Source organism: Corynebacterium sp. HMSC069E04, from assembly GCF_001813175.1.
GTDB classification, from domain to species: Bacteria; Actinomycetota; Actinomycetes; order Mycobacteriales; family Mycobacteriaceae; genus Corynebacterium; species Corynebacterium aurimucosum.
This window is the reverse complement of the sequence record NZ_KV811666.1, coordinates 58,806-72,394: the sequence shown is the minus strand read 5'-3', so window position 1 is coordinate 72,394 and position 13,589 is coordinate 58,806. Positions and strand designations below refer to the sequence as shown.

12 protein-coding genes are annotated in these 13,589 nt (G+C 61.3%); 3 read left to right on the top strand and 9 right to left on the bottom strand.

The features are described from left to right. Positions 1-17: 17 nt before the first annotated feature. From HMPREF2896_RS05555 to rsmI, 4 genes are all read right to left on the bottom strand, one after another. On the bottom strand, positions 18-1,211 hold the full coding sequence (locus HMPREF2896_RS05555) for an MFS transporter (RefSeq protein ID WP_070718341.1): 1,194 nt from the start codon (positions 1,209-1,211) through the stop codon (positions 18-20). A 4-nt stretch (positions 1,212-1,215) separates the two neighbouring features. Continuing rightward, on the bottom strand, positions 1,216-3,048 hold the full coding sequence (gene metG / locus HMPREF2896_RS05550) for a methionine--tRNA ligase (protein WP_070646144.1): 1,833 nt from the start codon (positions 3,046-3,048) through the stop codon (positions 1,216-1,218). Between the two features lie 75 nt (positions 3,049-3,123). Beyond that, complete coding sequence (locus tag HMPREF2896_RS05545; protein ID WP_070447206.1) at positions 3,124-4,968, bottom strand: BCCT family transporter; 1,845 nt, start codon at positions 4,966-4,968, stop codon at positions 3,124-3,126. Between the two features lie 305 nt (positions 4,969-5,273). Then, complete coding sequence (rsmI, locus tag HMPREF2896_RS05540; RefSeq protein ID WP_070447208.1) at positions 5,274-6,122, bottom strand: 16S rRNA (cytidine(1402)-2'-O)-methyltransferase; 849 nt, start codon at positions 6,120-6,122, stop codon at positions 5,274-5,276. A gap of 38 nt (positions 6,123-6,160) precedes the next feature. Between rsmI and HMPREF2896_RS05535 the strand changes: the two genes are divergently transcribed. Beyond that, positions 6,161-7,774 (top strand): dolichyl-phosphate-mannose--protein mannosyltransferase, encoded by a 1,614-nt coding sequence (locus HMPREF2896_RS05535; RefSeq protein ID WP_070718339.1) that lies wholly within the window; start codon positions 6,161-6,163, stop codon positions 7,772-7,774. Here HMPREF2896_RS05535 and HMPREF2896_RS05530 read toward each other — a convergent pair. Both HMPREF2896_RS05530 and HMPREF2896_RS05525 read right to left on the bottom strand, forming a co-directional pair. Then, positions 7,771-8,460, bottom strand: a complete 690-nt coding sequence (locus tag HMPREF2896_RS05530; protein ID WP_070447212.1) for a zf-HC2 domain-containing protein — start codon at positions 8,458-8,460, stop codon at positions 7,771-7,773. The two genes, HMPREF2896_RS05535 and HMPREF2896_RS05530, sit on opposite strands and share 4 nt — an antisense overlap. Beyond that, a complete protein-coding gene (locus HMPREF2896_RS05525; protein ID WP_070718338.1) occupies positions 8,447-8,860 on the bottom strand; it encodes a DoxX family protein in 414 nt (137 codons plus the stop codon). Before HMPREF2896_RS05525 ends, HMPREF2896_RS05530 begins: the two co-directional genes overlap by 14 nt. Positions 8,861-8,914: 54 nt before the next feature. Here HMPREF2896_RS05525 and HMPREF2896_RS05520 point away from each other — a divergent pair, with 54 nt between their 5' ends. Together HMPREF2896_RS05520 and HMPREF2896_RS05515 are read left to right on the top strand one after the other, a co-directional pair. After that, complete coding sequence (locus HMPREF2896_RS05520; RefSeq protein ID WP_070718335.1) at positions 8,915-9,418, top strand: methylated-DNA--[protein]-cysteine S-methyltransferase; 504 nt, start codon at positions 8,915-8,917, stop codon at positions 9,416-9,418. A 24-nt stretch (positions 9,419-9,442) separates the two neighbouring features. Further along, positions 9,443-10,060, top strand: a complete 618-nt coding sequence (locus HMPREF2896_RS05515) for a DNA-3-methyladenine glycosylase I (RefSeq protein ID WP_083276489.1) — start codon at positions 9,443-9,445, stop codon at positions 10,058-10,060. A gap of 40 nt (positions 10,061-10,100) precedes the next feature. Here HMPREF2896_RS05515 and glpR read toward each other — a convergent pair whose 3' ends face one another. From glpR to glp, 3 genes are all read right to left on the bottom strand, one after another. Next, a complete protein-coding gene (gene glpR / locus HMPREF2896_RS05510) occupies positions 10,101-11,336 on the bottom strand; it encodes a divisome protein SepX/GlpR (RefSeq protein ID WP_070718332.1) in 1,236 nt (411 codons plus the stop codon). Positions 11,337-11,505: 169 nt separating this feature from the next. Beyond that, the gene (locus HMPREF2896_RS05505; protein WP_070718330.1) at positions 11,506-12,222 is read right to left on the bottom strand and encodes a GNAT family N-acetyltransferase; all 717 of its coding nucleotides are present in this window, start codon (positions 12,220-12,222) and stop codon (positions 11,506-11,508) included. An 18-nt stretch (positions 12,223-12,240) separates the two neighbouring features. Next, positions 12,241-13,533, bottom strand: coding sequence for a molybdotransferase-like divisome protein Glp (gene glp, locus HMPREF2896_RS05500; protein WP_070447222.1), 1,293 nt, complete (start codon positions 13,531-13,533; stop codon positions 12,241-12,243). Positions 13,534-13,589: the final 56 nt, after the last annotated feature.

The window sequence follows — 13,589 nt, the reverse complement described above, 5'->3', positions numbered from 1 at the left end:
CAACTGTCGAGAACCGGCTAGGCAGCGAGCTCGTCGTCGATGTAGACACGCGTCGTCGCACGCAGGCCCGCGACTAGCATGCACAAGCTGAGCACCATGAGACCAATAAGCACAGCGGTCCAATCGCCGGTGGCCCCGCGCACCACTCCCACGGACAGCGGTACCAGGCCCGCTAGGATGTAGCCGCCCGGCTGAACGAAGCCGGACAACCGCGCGGTCGTCAGCGCGCTCCGCGTGCGGGCGGTGAGCAGCGCCAGCGCCAGCGGGAAACACATGCCGCCGATCCCCATGAGGCTGGCCCAGGCCAGCGGGGCGGCGTCCGCAGCCACGAGAACCCCACCCCACCCAGCGCATGTGCATAGCGCCAGCACAATAGGTACGGGTGTGAGGCGGTCCAAGCGAGAAATGAGCCACGGCATGACAACGCCGCCGGCAATGTTGAAGACACCGATGACGGCAAGTGCCACGCTGGCGGTGTTCTCACCCACGCCTTTTTCCACCAGCATGCGCGGTAGCCAGCCCATCTGGACATAGGCCATGGTGGACTGCAATCCAAAGAAAAAGAGCATGGCCACCGCTGTGGGCGAGGTGAACATGGGACGTTGCGCGCCCGCGCCATCAACCGTTCCGTGGGCGACGTCCCTTCCAGCCTGCGGAAGGACCACTATCCAAGCCACTAACTGGGCAATGGCGGGAAGACACCAGATCCACAACGCACCTTGCCACGATTTTTGTGTCACCGCGGACAGCGGGCCGAGGGCGCTGGAAACGCCCAACATCGTCGTGTAGGTGGTCATCAGCGCCACCAGCGTGCGGCCCGACCCATGCTGCTTGATCCATGCGGGAAGCAGCACATTTGCCAGCGCGATGCCGGCAACAACGCATAGGGTAAGCGCTACGAAAAGCGAAAAGCTACTTACCCATGGACGCAGGCCAAGCCCCACGACCAAGGCCAGCGTGCCGCCGGCCAAGGTACGGCTTAGCCCCACGCGGCGCGCGAGGGGAACCGCTGCCAAACCCATGGCCGCGAAGCACAGCCCCGGAAGTGCGGTAAGCAAACCCGCCTGGCCGGAGCTAATCCCGAAGAAGTCCTGGATCTGCCCCAGCACCGGTGCCACGGAGGCAATGCCCGAACGCAGGTTTAGCGCGGTCAGACAGACAACGACAAAGAGTAGGACGGGCGCCAGGGAGCGCCGAAACGCCGAGCCCACGCCTTTACTTCTGAACCGGGGCCCACTCTGGGCCGGTCTCACCGAGCTCCGGATCGAGCTTAGCCACCAACGGCTTCGGCTTCTGCAGCGCAGTACCCGGAGTAATGTCGACACGCTTCCACGCAGCCTGCTGCGCCGAGTAGTCACCGGTGATGATCGGGTAGGGATGGTTCTCCGGCGGGAGGTCTACGCCAACGAGCTCGACCGGCATATCATCGACCACGTCCTCAATGCGCGGCTGTGCGGCCCAGACGCCCTCACGCCCCAGGGTCTCGTGCACTTTCTGTGCGGTGAAGGGTAGGAACGGAGTCAGCATCACGTTGCAGTCGGAGACCACCTGCAGCGCGGTCCACAACACGGTGGCCAGACGCTCCCGCTGAGTCTCATCCTTGGCCAGCTTCCACGGCTCCATCGCAGCAACGTAGGCATTGGCCTCGCCGACGACGTGCATGATGGCGGTCATGGCCTGCTTGAACTTGGACTGCTCGAGGAATTCCGCGGCGGTGGTGAAGGTCTCCTCCGCCAGCGCCAGTATGTCCTTGTCTGCCGGCTCCAGCGCCGCAGGAGCCGGGACCTCGCCGAAGTTCTTGTGGGCCATCGACACCGTGCGGTTGACCAGGTTGCCCCAGCCGTTCGCAAGCTCGTTGTTGATGCGGCGCACGAACTCATCCCAGGTGAAGTCGGTGTCGTTGTTTTCCGGGCCAGCCACGGCAATGAAGTAGCGCAGCGCATCCGGGCCGAACTCCTCCAGGAAGTCCTTGACGTAGATAACGACGCCCTTGGAGGAGGAGAACTTAGAACCAGACATGGTCAGGTATTCCGAAGACACAATCTCCGTCGGCAGGTTGAGCTCACCATAGGTGTGCAGCTCACCGCCCTTGGAGCCCTTGCCCGCGTAACCCAAGAGTTCCGCTGGCCAGATTTGGGAGTGGAAGGTGATGTTGTCCTTACCCTGGAAGTAGTAGTGACGCGCCTGCGGGTTCTGCCAGTAGTCCTTCCAGGCCTCCGGGTTACCGGTACGGTGGGCCCACTCGATGGAAGAAGACAGGTAACCAATCACCGCGTCGAACCACACATAGAGCTTCTTCGCGCCGTTGTCCTCCCAGCCTTCCACCGGGATGGGAATACCCCAGTCGATATCGCGGGTCATGGTGCGCGGGCGCATATCCTCCAGCAGGTTAAGGGAGAACTTGAGGACGTTCGGGCGCCAATCCTCACGGGTCTTCAGCCACTCTTCGAGGACGTCCTTGACCGCAGGCAGGTCCAGCAGGAAATGCTCGGTATCGATGAACTCTGGGGTTTCACCGTTGATCTTGGACACCGGGTTGATGAGATCTACCGGATCGAGCTGGTTGCCGCAGTTATCGCACTGGTCACCGCGCGCGCCTTCGGCGCCACACAGCGGGCAGGTGCCCTCGATATAGCGGTCGGGCAAGGTACGGCCCGTGGACGGCGAAATAGCGCCTTGGGTGGTCTCCTTAAGCATGTAGCCGTTCTCGTACAGCCCCTTGAACAGCTCCTGCACCACGGCGTAGTGGTTGCGGGTGGTGGTGCGGGTAAAGAGATCATAAGACAGGCCGAGCCCAGCCAGATCAGTGACAATCTGACGGTTGTAGCGATCCGCCAGTTCACGAACCGTCACGCCTTCCTTATCCGCTTGCACGAGCAGCGGGGTGCCGTGCTCGTCGGTACCGGAAACCATGAGGACGTCGTTGCCACGCATTCGCTGGAAGCGGGCGAACACGTCGGAAGGAACGCCGAAACCCGCCACGTGTCCGATGTGGCGGGGTCCGTTGGCATAGGGCCAAGCAACATTAACGACAACTGTCTCAGTCATGGCCTCTACTCTATCGAACACCCCCTCACCGGCAATGCAGTGAGGGGGTGTATCAGAGAAATGCTCGCGCCAGAACTAGCTCTTGTTGCTGTGCTGGCGGCGGCGGGCCTTGAAGGCCTGTTCGCGCTGGAACTCGCGGTGCAGGCGACGCTCACGCGCCAGCTTGCGCTGGAAGGCCTGGGACTCGCGGTACTCGCGGTAAATCACGTCGTTACTCAAGTCCTTGAAAATAGCGAACATGAGTCCAACGAGGATAAAGAGGAATGGCAGTGCTGCCACGATGGTGACGTTCTGCAGGTTCGATAGGGAATCCTCGCTCGACAGCAGCAGGGTCAGGCCGACGGCTGCAGTGAGCACACCCCACGCTGCGGATAGCCACGGCTTAGCGGTGGTTGCACCGGACTGGGACATCGAGCCCATGACTGTCGACGCCGAGTCGGCCGACGTAATAAAGAACGTAGCCAGCAGCAGAGCGGCAACGATGCCTGCAATGAAACCACCAGGCAGGTTCTGCAAAAGGTTGAACAGCTCCTGCTCGGCAGATTCACCGGAGATAGAGTTGCCCTTCTGCTCCATGTGAATAGCGGTACCACCGAAGATGGCAAACCACACAGTGGAGACACCAGCCGGGACGAGAAGCACGCCAACGCAGAACTCGCGGACGGAACGACCACGGGAAATGCGGGCGAGGAACATACCCACGAACGGCGACCAGGAAACCCACCAAGCCCAGTAGAAGATGGTCCACGTCGACAGCCACTCACCAGCAGTTCCGTTGTCAGACTCGGCGGTACGAGCGATCATCTCAGTGAAGTTCGCCAGATAGTTACCAATGGAACCCGGAATCTGGTTCAGGATCGACACCGTGGGGCCAAAAATGAACACGAAAATGGCCAGCAGAGCCGCCAGAACCATGTTGGTGTTGGACAGGTACTGAATGCCCTTACCCACGCCGGACATGGCAGATAGAAGGAAGGCCAAGGTCAAAACGAGAACGATGCCGATGACGACCTTCTGAGTCGGGTTCTCAATGATTCCGGAGGCTTCCAACCCGGCCTGAATCTGCATAGCGCCCAGTCCCAGTGAACATGCGGTACCGAAGACTGTGGCAAAGATGGCCAAGATATCAATGATCTTGCCAACGAAGCCATCGGCCGCGCGCTGACCGATCAGTGGCACGAAGGCTTGACTTAACAGCTGCTTACGGCCGATACGGAAGGTGGAATAGGCAATGGCGAGACCCACGATGGCATATACAGCCCACGGGTGCAGGGTCCAGTGGAACATGGCCGTGGCCATCGAAGTTCCTACCTCGTGCTCGCTATGGCCTGGGACACCGTTCTTAAAGTAATTAAGTGGCTCGGATGCGCCGTAGAACATCAAGCCGATGCCCATGCCGGCCGCGAACATCATCGCAATCCAAGAGACCGTGGAGAATTCCGGCTCTTCGTTGATCTTGCCCAAGCGAATGGTGCCGAACTTAGAAGCAGCAATGCAAATAACAAAAATAACGAAGATGGTCCCGAAGAGCACATAGGCCCATCCAAAGTTATTCACAACAAAGCTCAGCGCGTTACCAGAGAAGGAAGCAAAGCTCTCCGGCGCTGCCAAGCCCCATGCCACGATGGCAGCGATGAGCAGACCGGCGAACCCCACAATGGTCCAGTCAATCGGTGAATCGATGCCGCCGGGCCCAAACTCGTCGGTTTCTTCTTGTTCTTCTACTGGGGTAGCTGCAGCCGCAGGATCGAACGCCTTGTTGGTGAGCATATCCTGGAGCTGGCTCGTGGCTGAGGATGCCTCGAGGCGCTCGTCGACAGTGCGGTAGTCCTCCACCGCCGCCGGCGAGCTCTGTTCTTGGGAGGCAGCCGAAGACACCTCCGTGTCCTTCACATTGTCTGAATTGGTCGAGTCTGTCATACCTACCGACCTTGGTGCTGTCTCATCAACTAGTCAAACTAAATCAGAAACAAAAAGACTATTCGCCACATGCATTTCGGGCATATAGCGTTCCTCAAGCATCTGTCACGAGCTTCTTTACGCGACCGTTATTCCACTGCAACTGCCGGTTCTGGACCGCAACTGTGCAGCTTGCCAGCCTGTTTGGAAGCATTTCCGAGGTATGGCGTCCCTACCGCGCGCGCCGCGACCACGCCGGGTGACATAACGATGCCATAACGATTCCCGCGAAAGAGACGGCCATCACTTGTTCTTATTCGTGCAGCTCAGCCACGGGCAGCAAGGTAGGCATCATAAAGCTCACGATTGGACCACGCCGTTCCCGCGGCGGCTTGCTTGCAGGCATCCTTGGCCCGCACGCCGCGTTCAACCTCTGCGCGGACCTGCTCCACGAGGGTCTCCAACGACACGGGTGCGGCATCACCGCCCTCGATCACTACGGTGATCTCACCCCGCGCATTCTCTTGCGCCCATTCGGCAAGCTCGCCCAAGCAACCACGCTTAATCTCCTCATATGTCTTCGTCAGCTCGCGGCACACTGCAGCGCGACGGTCGGCGCCGAGGATCTCAGAGGCGTCGCCAAGCGTCTGCGCCAAACGGTGTGGGGACTCGAAGAAAGCAATAGCGCGCTGCTCCCCCACCAAGGACTCGAGCCACGCCTTACGCGGGCCGGGCTTGCGCGGCGGGAAAGCATCGAAGAGAAAGTGGCCTACCCCTAAGCCCGACAGGGCGAGGGCAGTCGGCACCGCAGAGGGCCCGGGGAAACACGTCACGGGCACGCCCGCCTCCACGGCGGCGGTCACGATGGAGTGCCCCGGATCAGAAACTACCGGCATGCCGGCATCCGACACGACAAGTACGGTTCCCGTCTGGGCAGCGGCGACCAACGTGCGTGAGCGCTCCTCCTCGTTGTGGTCGAAGTTGGAGACCACCTTGCCGCGGATTTCTACTCCTAACGCCTGGGCCAAGTTGCGGACACGGCGAGTATCCTCCGCGGCAATCACATCTGCGTGGCCCAAAGCGTGCATGAGACGGGCGGAAGCATCACCGGGGTTTCCCAGCGGCGTGGCGGCGAGGATGACACCGCGGGGCAGGGGTTCAAGCTGAAGACTCATACTCCCCAGCATTGCACATGCAAGCTAGACTCTTCCGGGTGAGTACCGCAACCCCTACAGATCGATCTGGCCGCCGCAAGCGCACGCGCCCCTCCGCCACGCGTGGCGCCCATACCCGGCCGGCACCGCCTGCCCCTCGGCCCTACACCTGGACCCGGGCCGACTCGATCAGCACTGCGATCATTGGTGTCTTGGCTTTTCTCACACGATTCATTGGTCTGGCTGCTCCGGTTTCTGAAGGCACACCCGTCTTCGACGAAAAGCACTACGTTCCGCAGGCCTGGGACATGGTCACCAGCTGGCACAACCTCTTCCTCGGCGGTATTGAATCTAACCCGGGCTACGGCTTGGTTGTGCATCCGCCGCTGGCCAAGCAGATCATCGCGATATCAGAAGCGCTTTTCGGCTATACCCCACTGGGATGGCGGGCCATGGCCGCGCTTTTCGGAGTGGGCACAGTAATGCTCACCATGGCGCTGGCTCGCCGCTTGTCTGGTTCGTGGCAGGTGGGATTCCTGGCTGGCCTGCTCGCCGTGTGCGATGGCGTACTGCTCGTAGCCTCCAAATTCGGAATGCTCGACATCTTCCAAGTCTTCTTTGTGGTTGCCGCCGCGTGGGCTTTGGCGCGGGATCACCAGCAGATGCGTGAGCGCCTCCACGCCGCCTTCGTGTCGGGGACCATGGGTGACTCCGACTTCGGGCCCCGTTTTGGGTTCCGGTGGTGGCGTTTTACGGCCGGCGTTTTCCTGGGGCTGACGTTGTCGGTCAAGTGGTCCGGCCTGTACTACATCATGTTCTTCGGTCTGATGAGCGTTTTCTCGGACCTCGCGCTGCGCCGCCTCTACGGCGTGCGCCGCTACATCGTGGGCACGCTGGTACGCGATACGCCAGCGGCCCTCGCCTCGATCGTCGCGGTTCCTGTGGCACTGTACACCTGGTCTTGGCGTGCGTGGTTCGCTGATGAAACCGCTGTTTACCGCCACGCCAAAGTAGACGGCACTATTGAAGAGGGCTCTTGGTTGCTCTATCTCCCCGAGCCACTCGCCGGCTGGTTTTACTACCACTCTTCCGTGTTGGAGTTTCATGCCTCTTTGACAACCTCCGGTGGGCACAGCCACCCCTGGGATTCCAAGCCGTGGGCTTGGTTGGTGGCTGCACGCCCTATCCTCTACTACTCCGCCACGGACATCTCCTGCGGGGACGGCAACTCCTGCCGCAAGATGCTGTATCTCTTTGGCACTCCCGCCATCTGGTGGCTGGTCATCCCAGCTGTGCTGTGGGGCCTGTGGTCCCTGCTCGTTCGCCGCAACCGCGCCTTCCTCATCCCGCTCGTGGGTGCCGCGGCGGGATTCCTGCCCTGGCTGGCCGTTTTCGACCGTCAAATGTATTTCTTTTACGCCACGGCGTTCATCCCATTTGTCATCGTGCTGATATCTCTGGCCTTGGGACAAATGATTGGGCGCGGCCGTGTTGTGCAGTGGCGCTGGCTCACAGGACTCTTTGGTACCGCGATGCCCTTGGGTACCTTCCTCACGGTGTGTTACGCCGCGCTCGTGGTGGCGATGTTCGCCTACTTCTCCCCGATTCTTTATGGATACCTCATACCGGATTCGTGGTACAGCTCCATGATGTGGCTGCCATCTTGGTCCTAACGCGGGCTAGCGGACAACGTCCGGTAAATATCCCGCAGCAGGAATCCCCGGTCCGCCGCCCAGGCCCAGCCCAAGCTGGCGGTGGCCAAGCCCGTGCCGATGAGGATATAAACCTGCCCCGCGGCGACGCTGCCCAGGGCAAAATCGCGCATGGTAAAACCGCACAGGAATGCGAACATCGTGCACGCTACCGGCAACAATCCAGGTGCCGAAGCGGGGCGCCATGCCGCAAAAGCCAAGCCACTTGCAAGGCCGAAACGCAGCGCCGCAGCCTCCATCAGCAGGTGCGCGCGCCCTGGGTCAGCCCCTTCCGCGAGGGTTCCTTCGCTCGATAAGGTGGTCAAACCTGAGGCACTAACAACGACCACGACCGCCCACACCAAAAACGCCAGGGACAACACTCCGAGGGATACTCGCGCCAACGTCAGCGACGCCTGCCGCGTGCTGGAAGCGCGCTGCCATTCCGGCTCCACGCCGGCGAGGATCACCTCAGACAAATCTTGCGGCGGAACGCCTGCCGGTTCCACGAGGCTCAAGGAATGTGTTAGGGCTGCCGCCTTATCCCGGAAAGCCGCGCACTCGGGGCATCCCGATACGTGCGCTTCAATAACATCCGGTGAGAGCTGCGGGGCTTCCCCGTCCAGCTGTGCGGAAATGGCCGCCTGCACCTGCTCATGCGTCAGCACGGCTCAGCACCCCATCCACGCTGGCCCGGCCAGAGCCAAAAACGACAATCATGAGCAGCGACACGATGAGAACCAGCGGATACTCGACGCCACCATGGGCTGCAAAAAGGCCATTGCCCATGTGCACAAAATACAAAGCACAGGCCATGAGGAGAGCCAAAGCCCCCGCCACAAAGGTGGTGAGCAGGCCTACGACCAGCGCCGCGCCTCCCAGCATTTCTGCGAAGGCAGCCAAGTACGCGGAAGTATGCGGCTGCGGGACACCAAGTGCGGAAAACTGCCCGGTTATTTCATCCATTCCGCTAAAAAACATCTTGTCTACACCGTGCGCCACGAAGATGACTCCCAGTACCGCGCGGAAGATCAGGAGCGCGGCATCGCGTACGGCGGGTCTATTCATGGTTCATAGACTACCCTGGATGGCCACCTCTCTCCGAAAGGACTCCCTCCCAGCATGCACTTGTGGACTTCACTGGACACTCCCCTCGGCCGCCTCACCCTCGTAGGGTCCGCGCGAGGCTTATCGCAGGTGTATTTCCCTGACGAGGCCCCAAATCTCAACGGCCAGCGGCGCCTCACCGCTCGCTCAGATAGCGCCTGGTCGAGCGTTAAGGTTCTCGTCGCGGCCACCCAACAGATCACCGAATACTTCGCCGGCACGCGGCGAGACTTCGAGCTGCTACTCGACGTCCCTGCATCTCCTGACACCTTCCGCGCCCGAGCACAACGCGCGCTTCGTGATATTCCCTTCGGTGAGCGCTGGACCTATTCACGCCTTGCCTCCGCGGCTGGGAGCGCCCAAGCTGCCCGCGCCGCAGGCAGCGCCTGCGCCAGCAACCCTCTGCCTATCGTGGTGCCCTGCCACCGCGTCGTACCAGCAAGCGGCGGCTTGGGGTCTTACCGCGGGGGCGTTGCCGCAAAGCGGCTACTGCTGGAGCACGAAGCGGGGAACCAATGAGTAAGTATTACAGTCTAAAAAGGCATGACTAGTACACAAATGGCAAATGATACGAGACTTGTTTATGACGCGGCAGGGCTTGGCCGCCCCGCGTGGGCAATGACTTCCCCACTGCTCAAGGAGTATTACGACACTGAATGGGGCATGCCTGTCCACGAAGAATCCGCGCTGCTGGAACGCCTCTGTCTGGAAGGCTTCCAGGCAGGGCTGAGCTGGGAGCTAGTACTGCGCAAGCGTGATGCTTTCCGCGCTGCTTTCGTGGGGTTTGATGCGGACCTTCTGGCCAGCTTTGGTGAGGAGGAAGTCGAGCGTTTGATGAACAATCCAGGAATTATTCGCAACCGTCTCAAAATCAACGCGGTGCTCGCTAACGCGCGAGCCACGGTGGCCTTGCGCGAGCAGGGCGGGTTGGACGAATTCATATGGAGCTTCTTGCCTGAAGAAACCATCGCGCCGGAAAGCGAAGAAGATATCCCGAAATACACAAAAGAAGCCTTGGACATGTCCAAGGCTTTGAAGAAGGCCGGGTTCAAGTTCGTCGGCCCAGTGACCTGCTTTTCCCTCATGACGGCCATCGGGATGGTGGATGCCCACCTTCTGGGCTCACATCGCCGCGGGAGCTCGGGAGTGTGGTCGGCCTAGTGCTCAGCGCGCTTAGGCACAAGACACACTCGCGTGCCACTTAACCGACTCGCCGTGCCGCGAGATCATCACGCCGCTGGCGCGGGGAAGGATGGGGGCCGTCGAAACCACCGTCGGAATCATCCTCCGAGTACACCGGAAGGTAATCAAAATCCGGGCTTTCATCATCGATTTCCAAGATGAGGGCGCCCGGCCGGCGCAGGTTCGGCGGCAGCGACTCAGCAGGATTTTCCGCGTTGCGCACACCCAGGCGCGCACGGCGCAGGTGGTAGACGCGACGACGAAGTAGCTCCTGCTCGCGGCGTACTTGGGCGCGCAGCGCCACCAGGTAGACCGTGGTCACAACACCAGCGATGCCCGCCAACCACCACGTCCAACCGCCCACGACGATGCCCAGGCAAACCGTTGCGACCACTGCCACGGCTAGGCCAATGAGCGTGCGCTGGCGGCGCTGGTACCGCGTGGCCGAAGCCTCCTTCTCCTTCACAGGATCCCAGCCGCCGCGGCCAAGACGGCGCTGCGCAAAGGCAAGCTCTTCCGCGGAGAGCTCGGTATCGCTGCCATTGGTTTTAGCGTCCGCAGAGTTCGTTTCTGCGACATCAATGCTCTCGCCGTCAACCGCTGTGGTCTCTTCCGGCTCCGGAGCATCATCAGCGCCGTCTGTTTCCTCGGCGTTAGAGTCCTCCGGCGTCTGACCCAGAGAGTCAATAGCTCCCGGATACATCAAATCGACCGGAGAGGTATAGGAGTCATCCAAGCCGTAGGCATCCTCTGCGACGCTAGCGTTGGCTGGAGCCGTGAAAACCTCGGCGGCGTTCGCTTCGACGCTCTCGATGTCATTATCGAGGTCGTGCTCTTTTTCGGCATCATGCTCAGGTTCCGCTGCTAGCTCGAAATCCTCTTCCGCATCTTCAGCCTCAACAACTTCGCCGTCAATCGTGTCGGCGACATCTGACTGCGCGGCAGCATCAGTCGCAGCGGTCTCAACAGGGCCGGATTGAGAATCCTCGCTGACTCCTTCGGCCTCGACCAGCTCGTAGTCTGCCTCCTCAGCACCAGCCTGCGCCTCTGCCTGGGAACTCATGCGGATATCTTCCTTACCCAAGCGCGGCTTACGGCGGCCCGGCACGGAGCCGGAATCGCCTTCGAAGAGCACGCGGGTCTCTTCAAAGGCCTCACCTGTATGGCTCATCGGGCGTTGCGAACGCAAAAGCAACGGGGCGAGGATGAAGAGCCACAACACGATTACGAGAATGATCGGCACGGCAGTCATCATGCGGCTGTGTCCCACTTTCAGGGGTCGACGAAAAAGGGAATATAACTAGGCCCCCTACTCTAGCCGCCCAGCCCTGGCCTGTGGGCATCAACGAGCCCATAAATTACAAGGTTGTTACTTAAGTGAAAGCAGAGGTAGTTGACCAAAATATCGACCGGTTCAGCATTGGCTAAACACCGCTGAGGCGGCCCGTCGCGCGCAAGCGCTCGACCGCCCCGGACGCAAAATCCTCACGGTTCAGTGCCAAGAAGTGGTGATCCCTCCACGCACCGTCGATATGCAGGTTGCGGCGCAGGAAGCCCTCATCCCGAAACCCGTTGCTGTGCAGTACCTTGCCGGAAGCAGGATTCTCCGGCAGATAGGTGGCCGTCACACGATGCAGCCCTACACGGTAAAAGGCATGGTCCACTCCGAGAGCGCAGGCGGCAGTAGCCACCCCCGCGCCGTGTACCGCGGAATGAACCCAATAGCCAATCCAGCACTCGCTGACCCCTCCGTGCTGGATATTGCCTAAGGTCAACTGACCCCGGAACTGCCCGTCGACATCAATGACGAGCGGCACCACCGTTCCGGCGCGAGCCGAATCACGCAGAAACATCAAGTGATTCCACCATGCCGACTGCGAATGTGCCGCATCCCATGACGTCGGCAGAGTCGGCTCCACCGGTTTAAGAAAATCCCTATCCTCGATGCGCTGCCACCGCCAAGACTCACCGTCCCGGCGCAGCAGGGGGCGCAGGCGCACTGTCGCGCCGCGCGGGAAGACACGAGATTCTCGCAATCGGACCGCAGGCGTAGCTTCTGGCCACCCCGGATGGTCGGGGTTTGCCTCACCGCTGGCGGGGGTGGAAAAGCGCCCCGCGGCGGTACCGAAAGGATCAAGCATGATGTCGGCGGTGACCAGCTAGGCGCGTTGGGTCAGGAACAGGACGTCCACCACGTCCCCGGGGCGGATCTCTGTAACTTCCTCCGGGATACGGATCATCGCGTTGGCCTCGGATAGTCCAGCCAGCAAATGCGCCGGCGCGCCAGCCGCGCCGCCCAGTCCTTCCACCAGGTAGTCGGAGGTGTCTGCATCTCGCATGAGCCGGGCACGAATATAGCCGCGGCGCCCCGGGCGGGATTCCATGTGATTAAGCACGCGTGCGCGCACCATGCGGCGTTGGCCGCTGCGCTTGCCCAGGGAGAGCCGGATCAGCGGGCGCACAAAGACCTCGAAGATCACCAGCGCGGATACCGGGTTCGAGGGCAACAGGAAGGTCGGGATGCGCTCCTCACCCAACAACCCGAAGCCCTGGACCGAGCCTGGGTGCATGGCTACGCGTGAGGTATCCACGTCTCCCAACTCATCGAGGACCTCGCGGATTTCTTCCGAACCCGCACCGCCCACGGCGCCGGAGATCACCAGTACCTCGCTGCGCGCCAGGTAGGTTTCCAAGGCCTCGCGCACGCGGCGCGGCTCACCGGCGGCAATGCCGACGCGATGCACATCCGCTCCGGCTTCCTTCGCGGCTGCTGCAAGCGAATAAGAGTTCACGTCGAAGACTTGACCCAGGCCGGGTTCGCGGTCGACGTCGACAAGCTCCTTGCCATAGGACACGATGGTCACGCGAGGACGCGGATACGCCAAGACCTTTGAGCGCCCCACAGCCGCGAGCAAGCCAATCTGTGCTGGGCCCAGGATGGTTCCGGAAGACACGGCAACATCCCCGGGCTGAATGTCATCGCCCACGCGGCGCACGAAGTCGCCCGAGCGTACCGGGCGGTGGGAGGTCACGCGCTTACGGCCGCGGTCCGTCCATTCGAGGGGAAGGACGGCGTCGGCAAGCGTCGGCAACGGCGCACCCGTGTAGACGCGCACCGCTTGCTTGGGCTGCAAACGCAAAGGCTGGCGCGAACCTGCGGGAACCTCCCCCACTACAGGCAGAGAACGTTCAACCTCCGTCTCCGTGATGGGAGCATCCGCGTCCTCGGAGTCGTGGCGCGAGCGCGCTTTGAGGGCTTTTTCTCCCCCGACGTCTACGGCACGCACGGCGTAGCCATCAATGGCTGCTTGCGGAAAGCCCGGAAGCGGCTGGTTTGCCTGCACCTCCTCCGCACACTTGAGACCTAGGGCATTCGCGATGGCGATGCGTACCGGTTCAGGTGTCATCGCTGCATCAAGAATGAACGCCATCTGGTCATCGACCGAACGCATGTACCGCCTGCCTTTACTCTGGGGTATGTGGGGCCTAAAGGGATGGAAGTTACTGG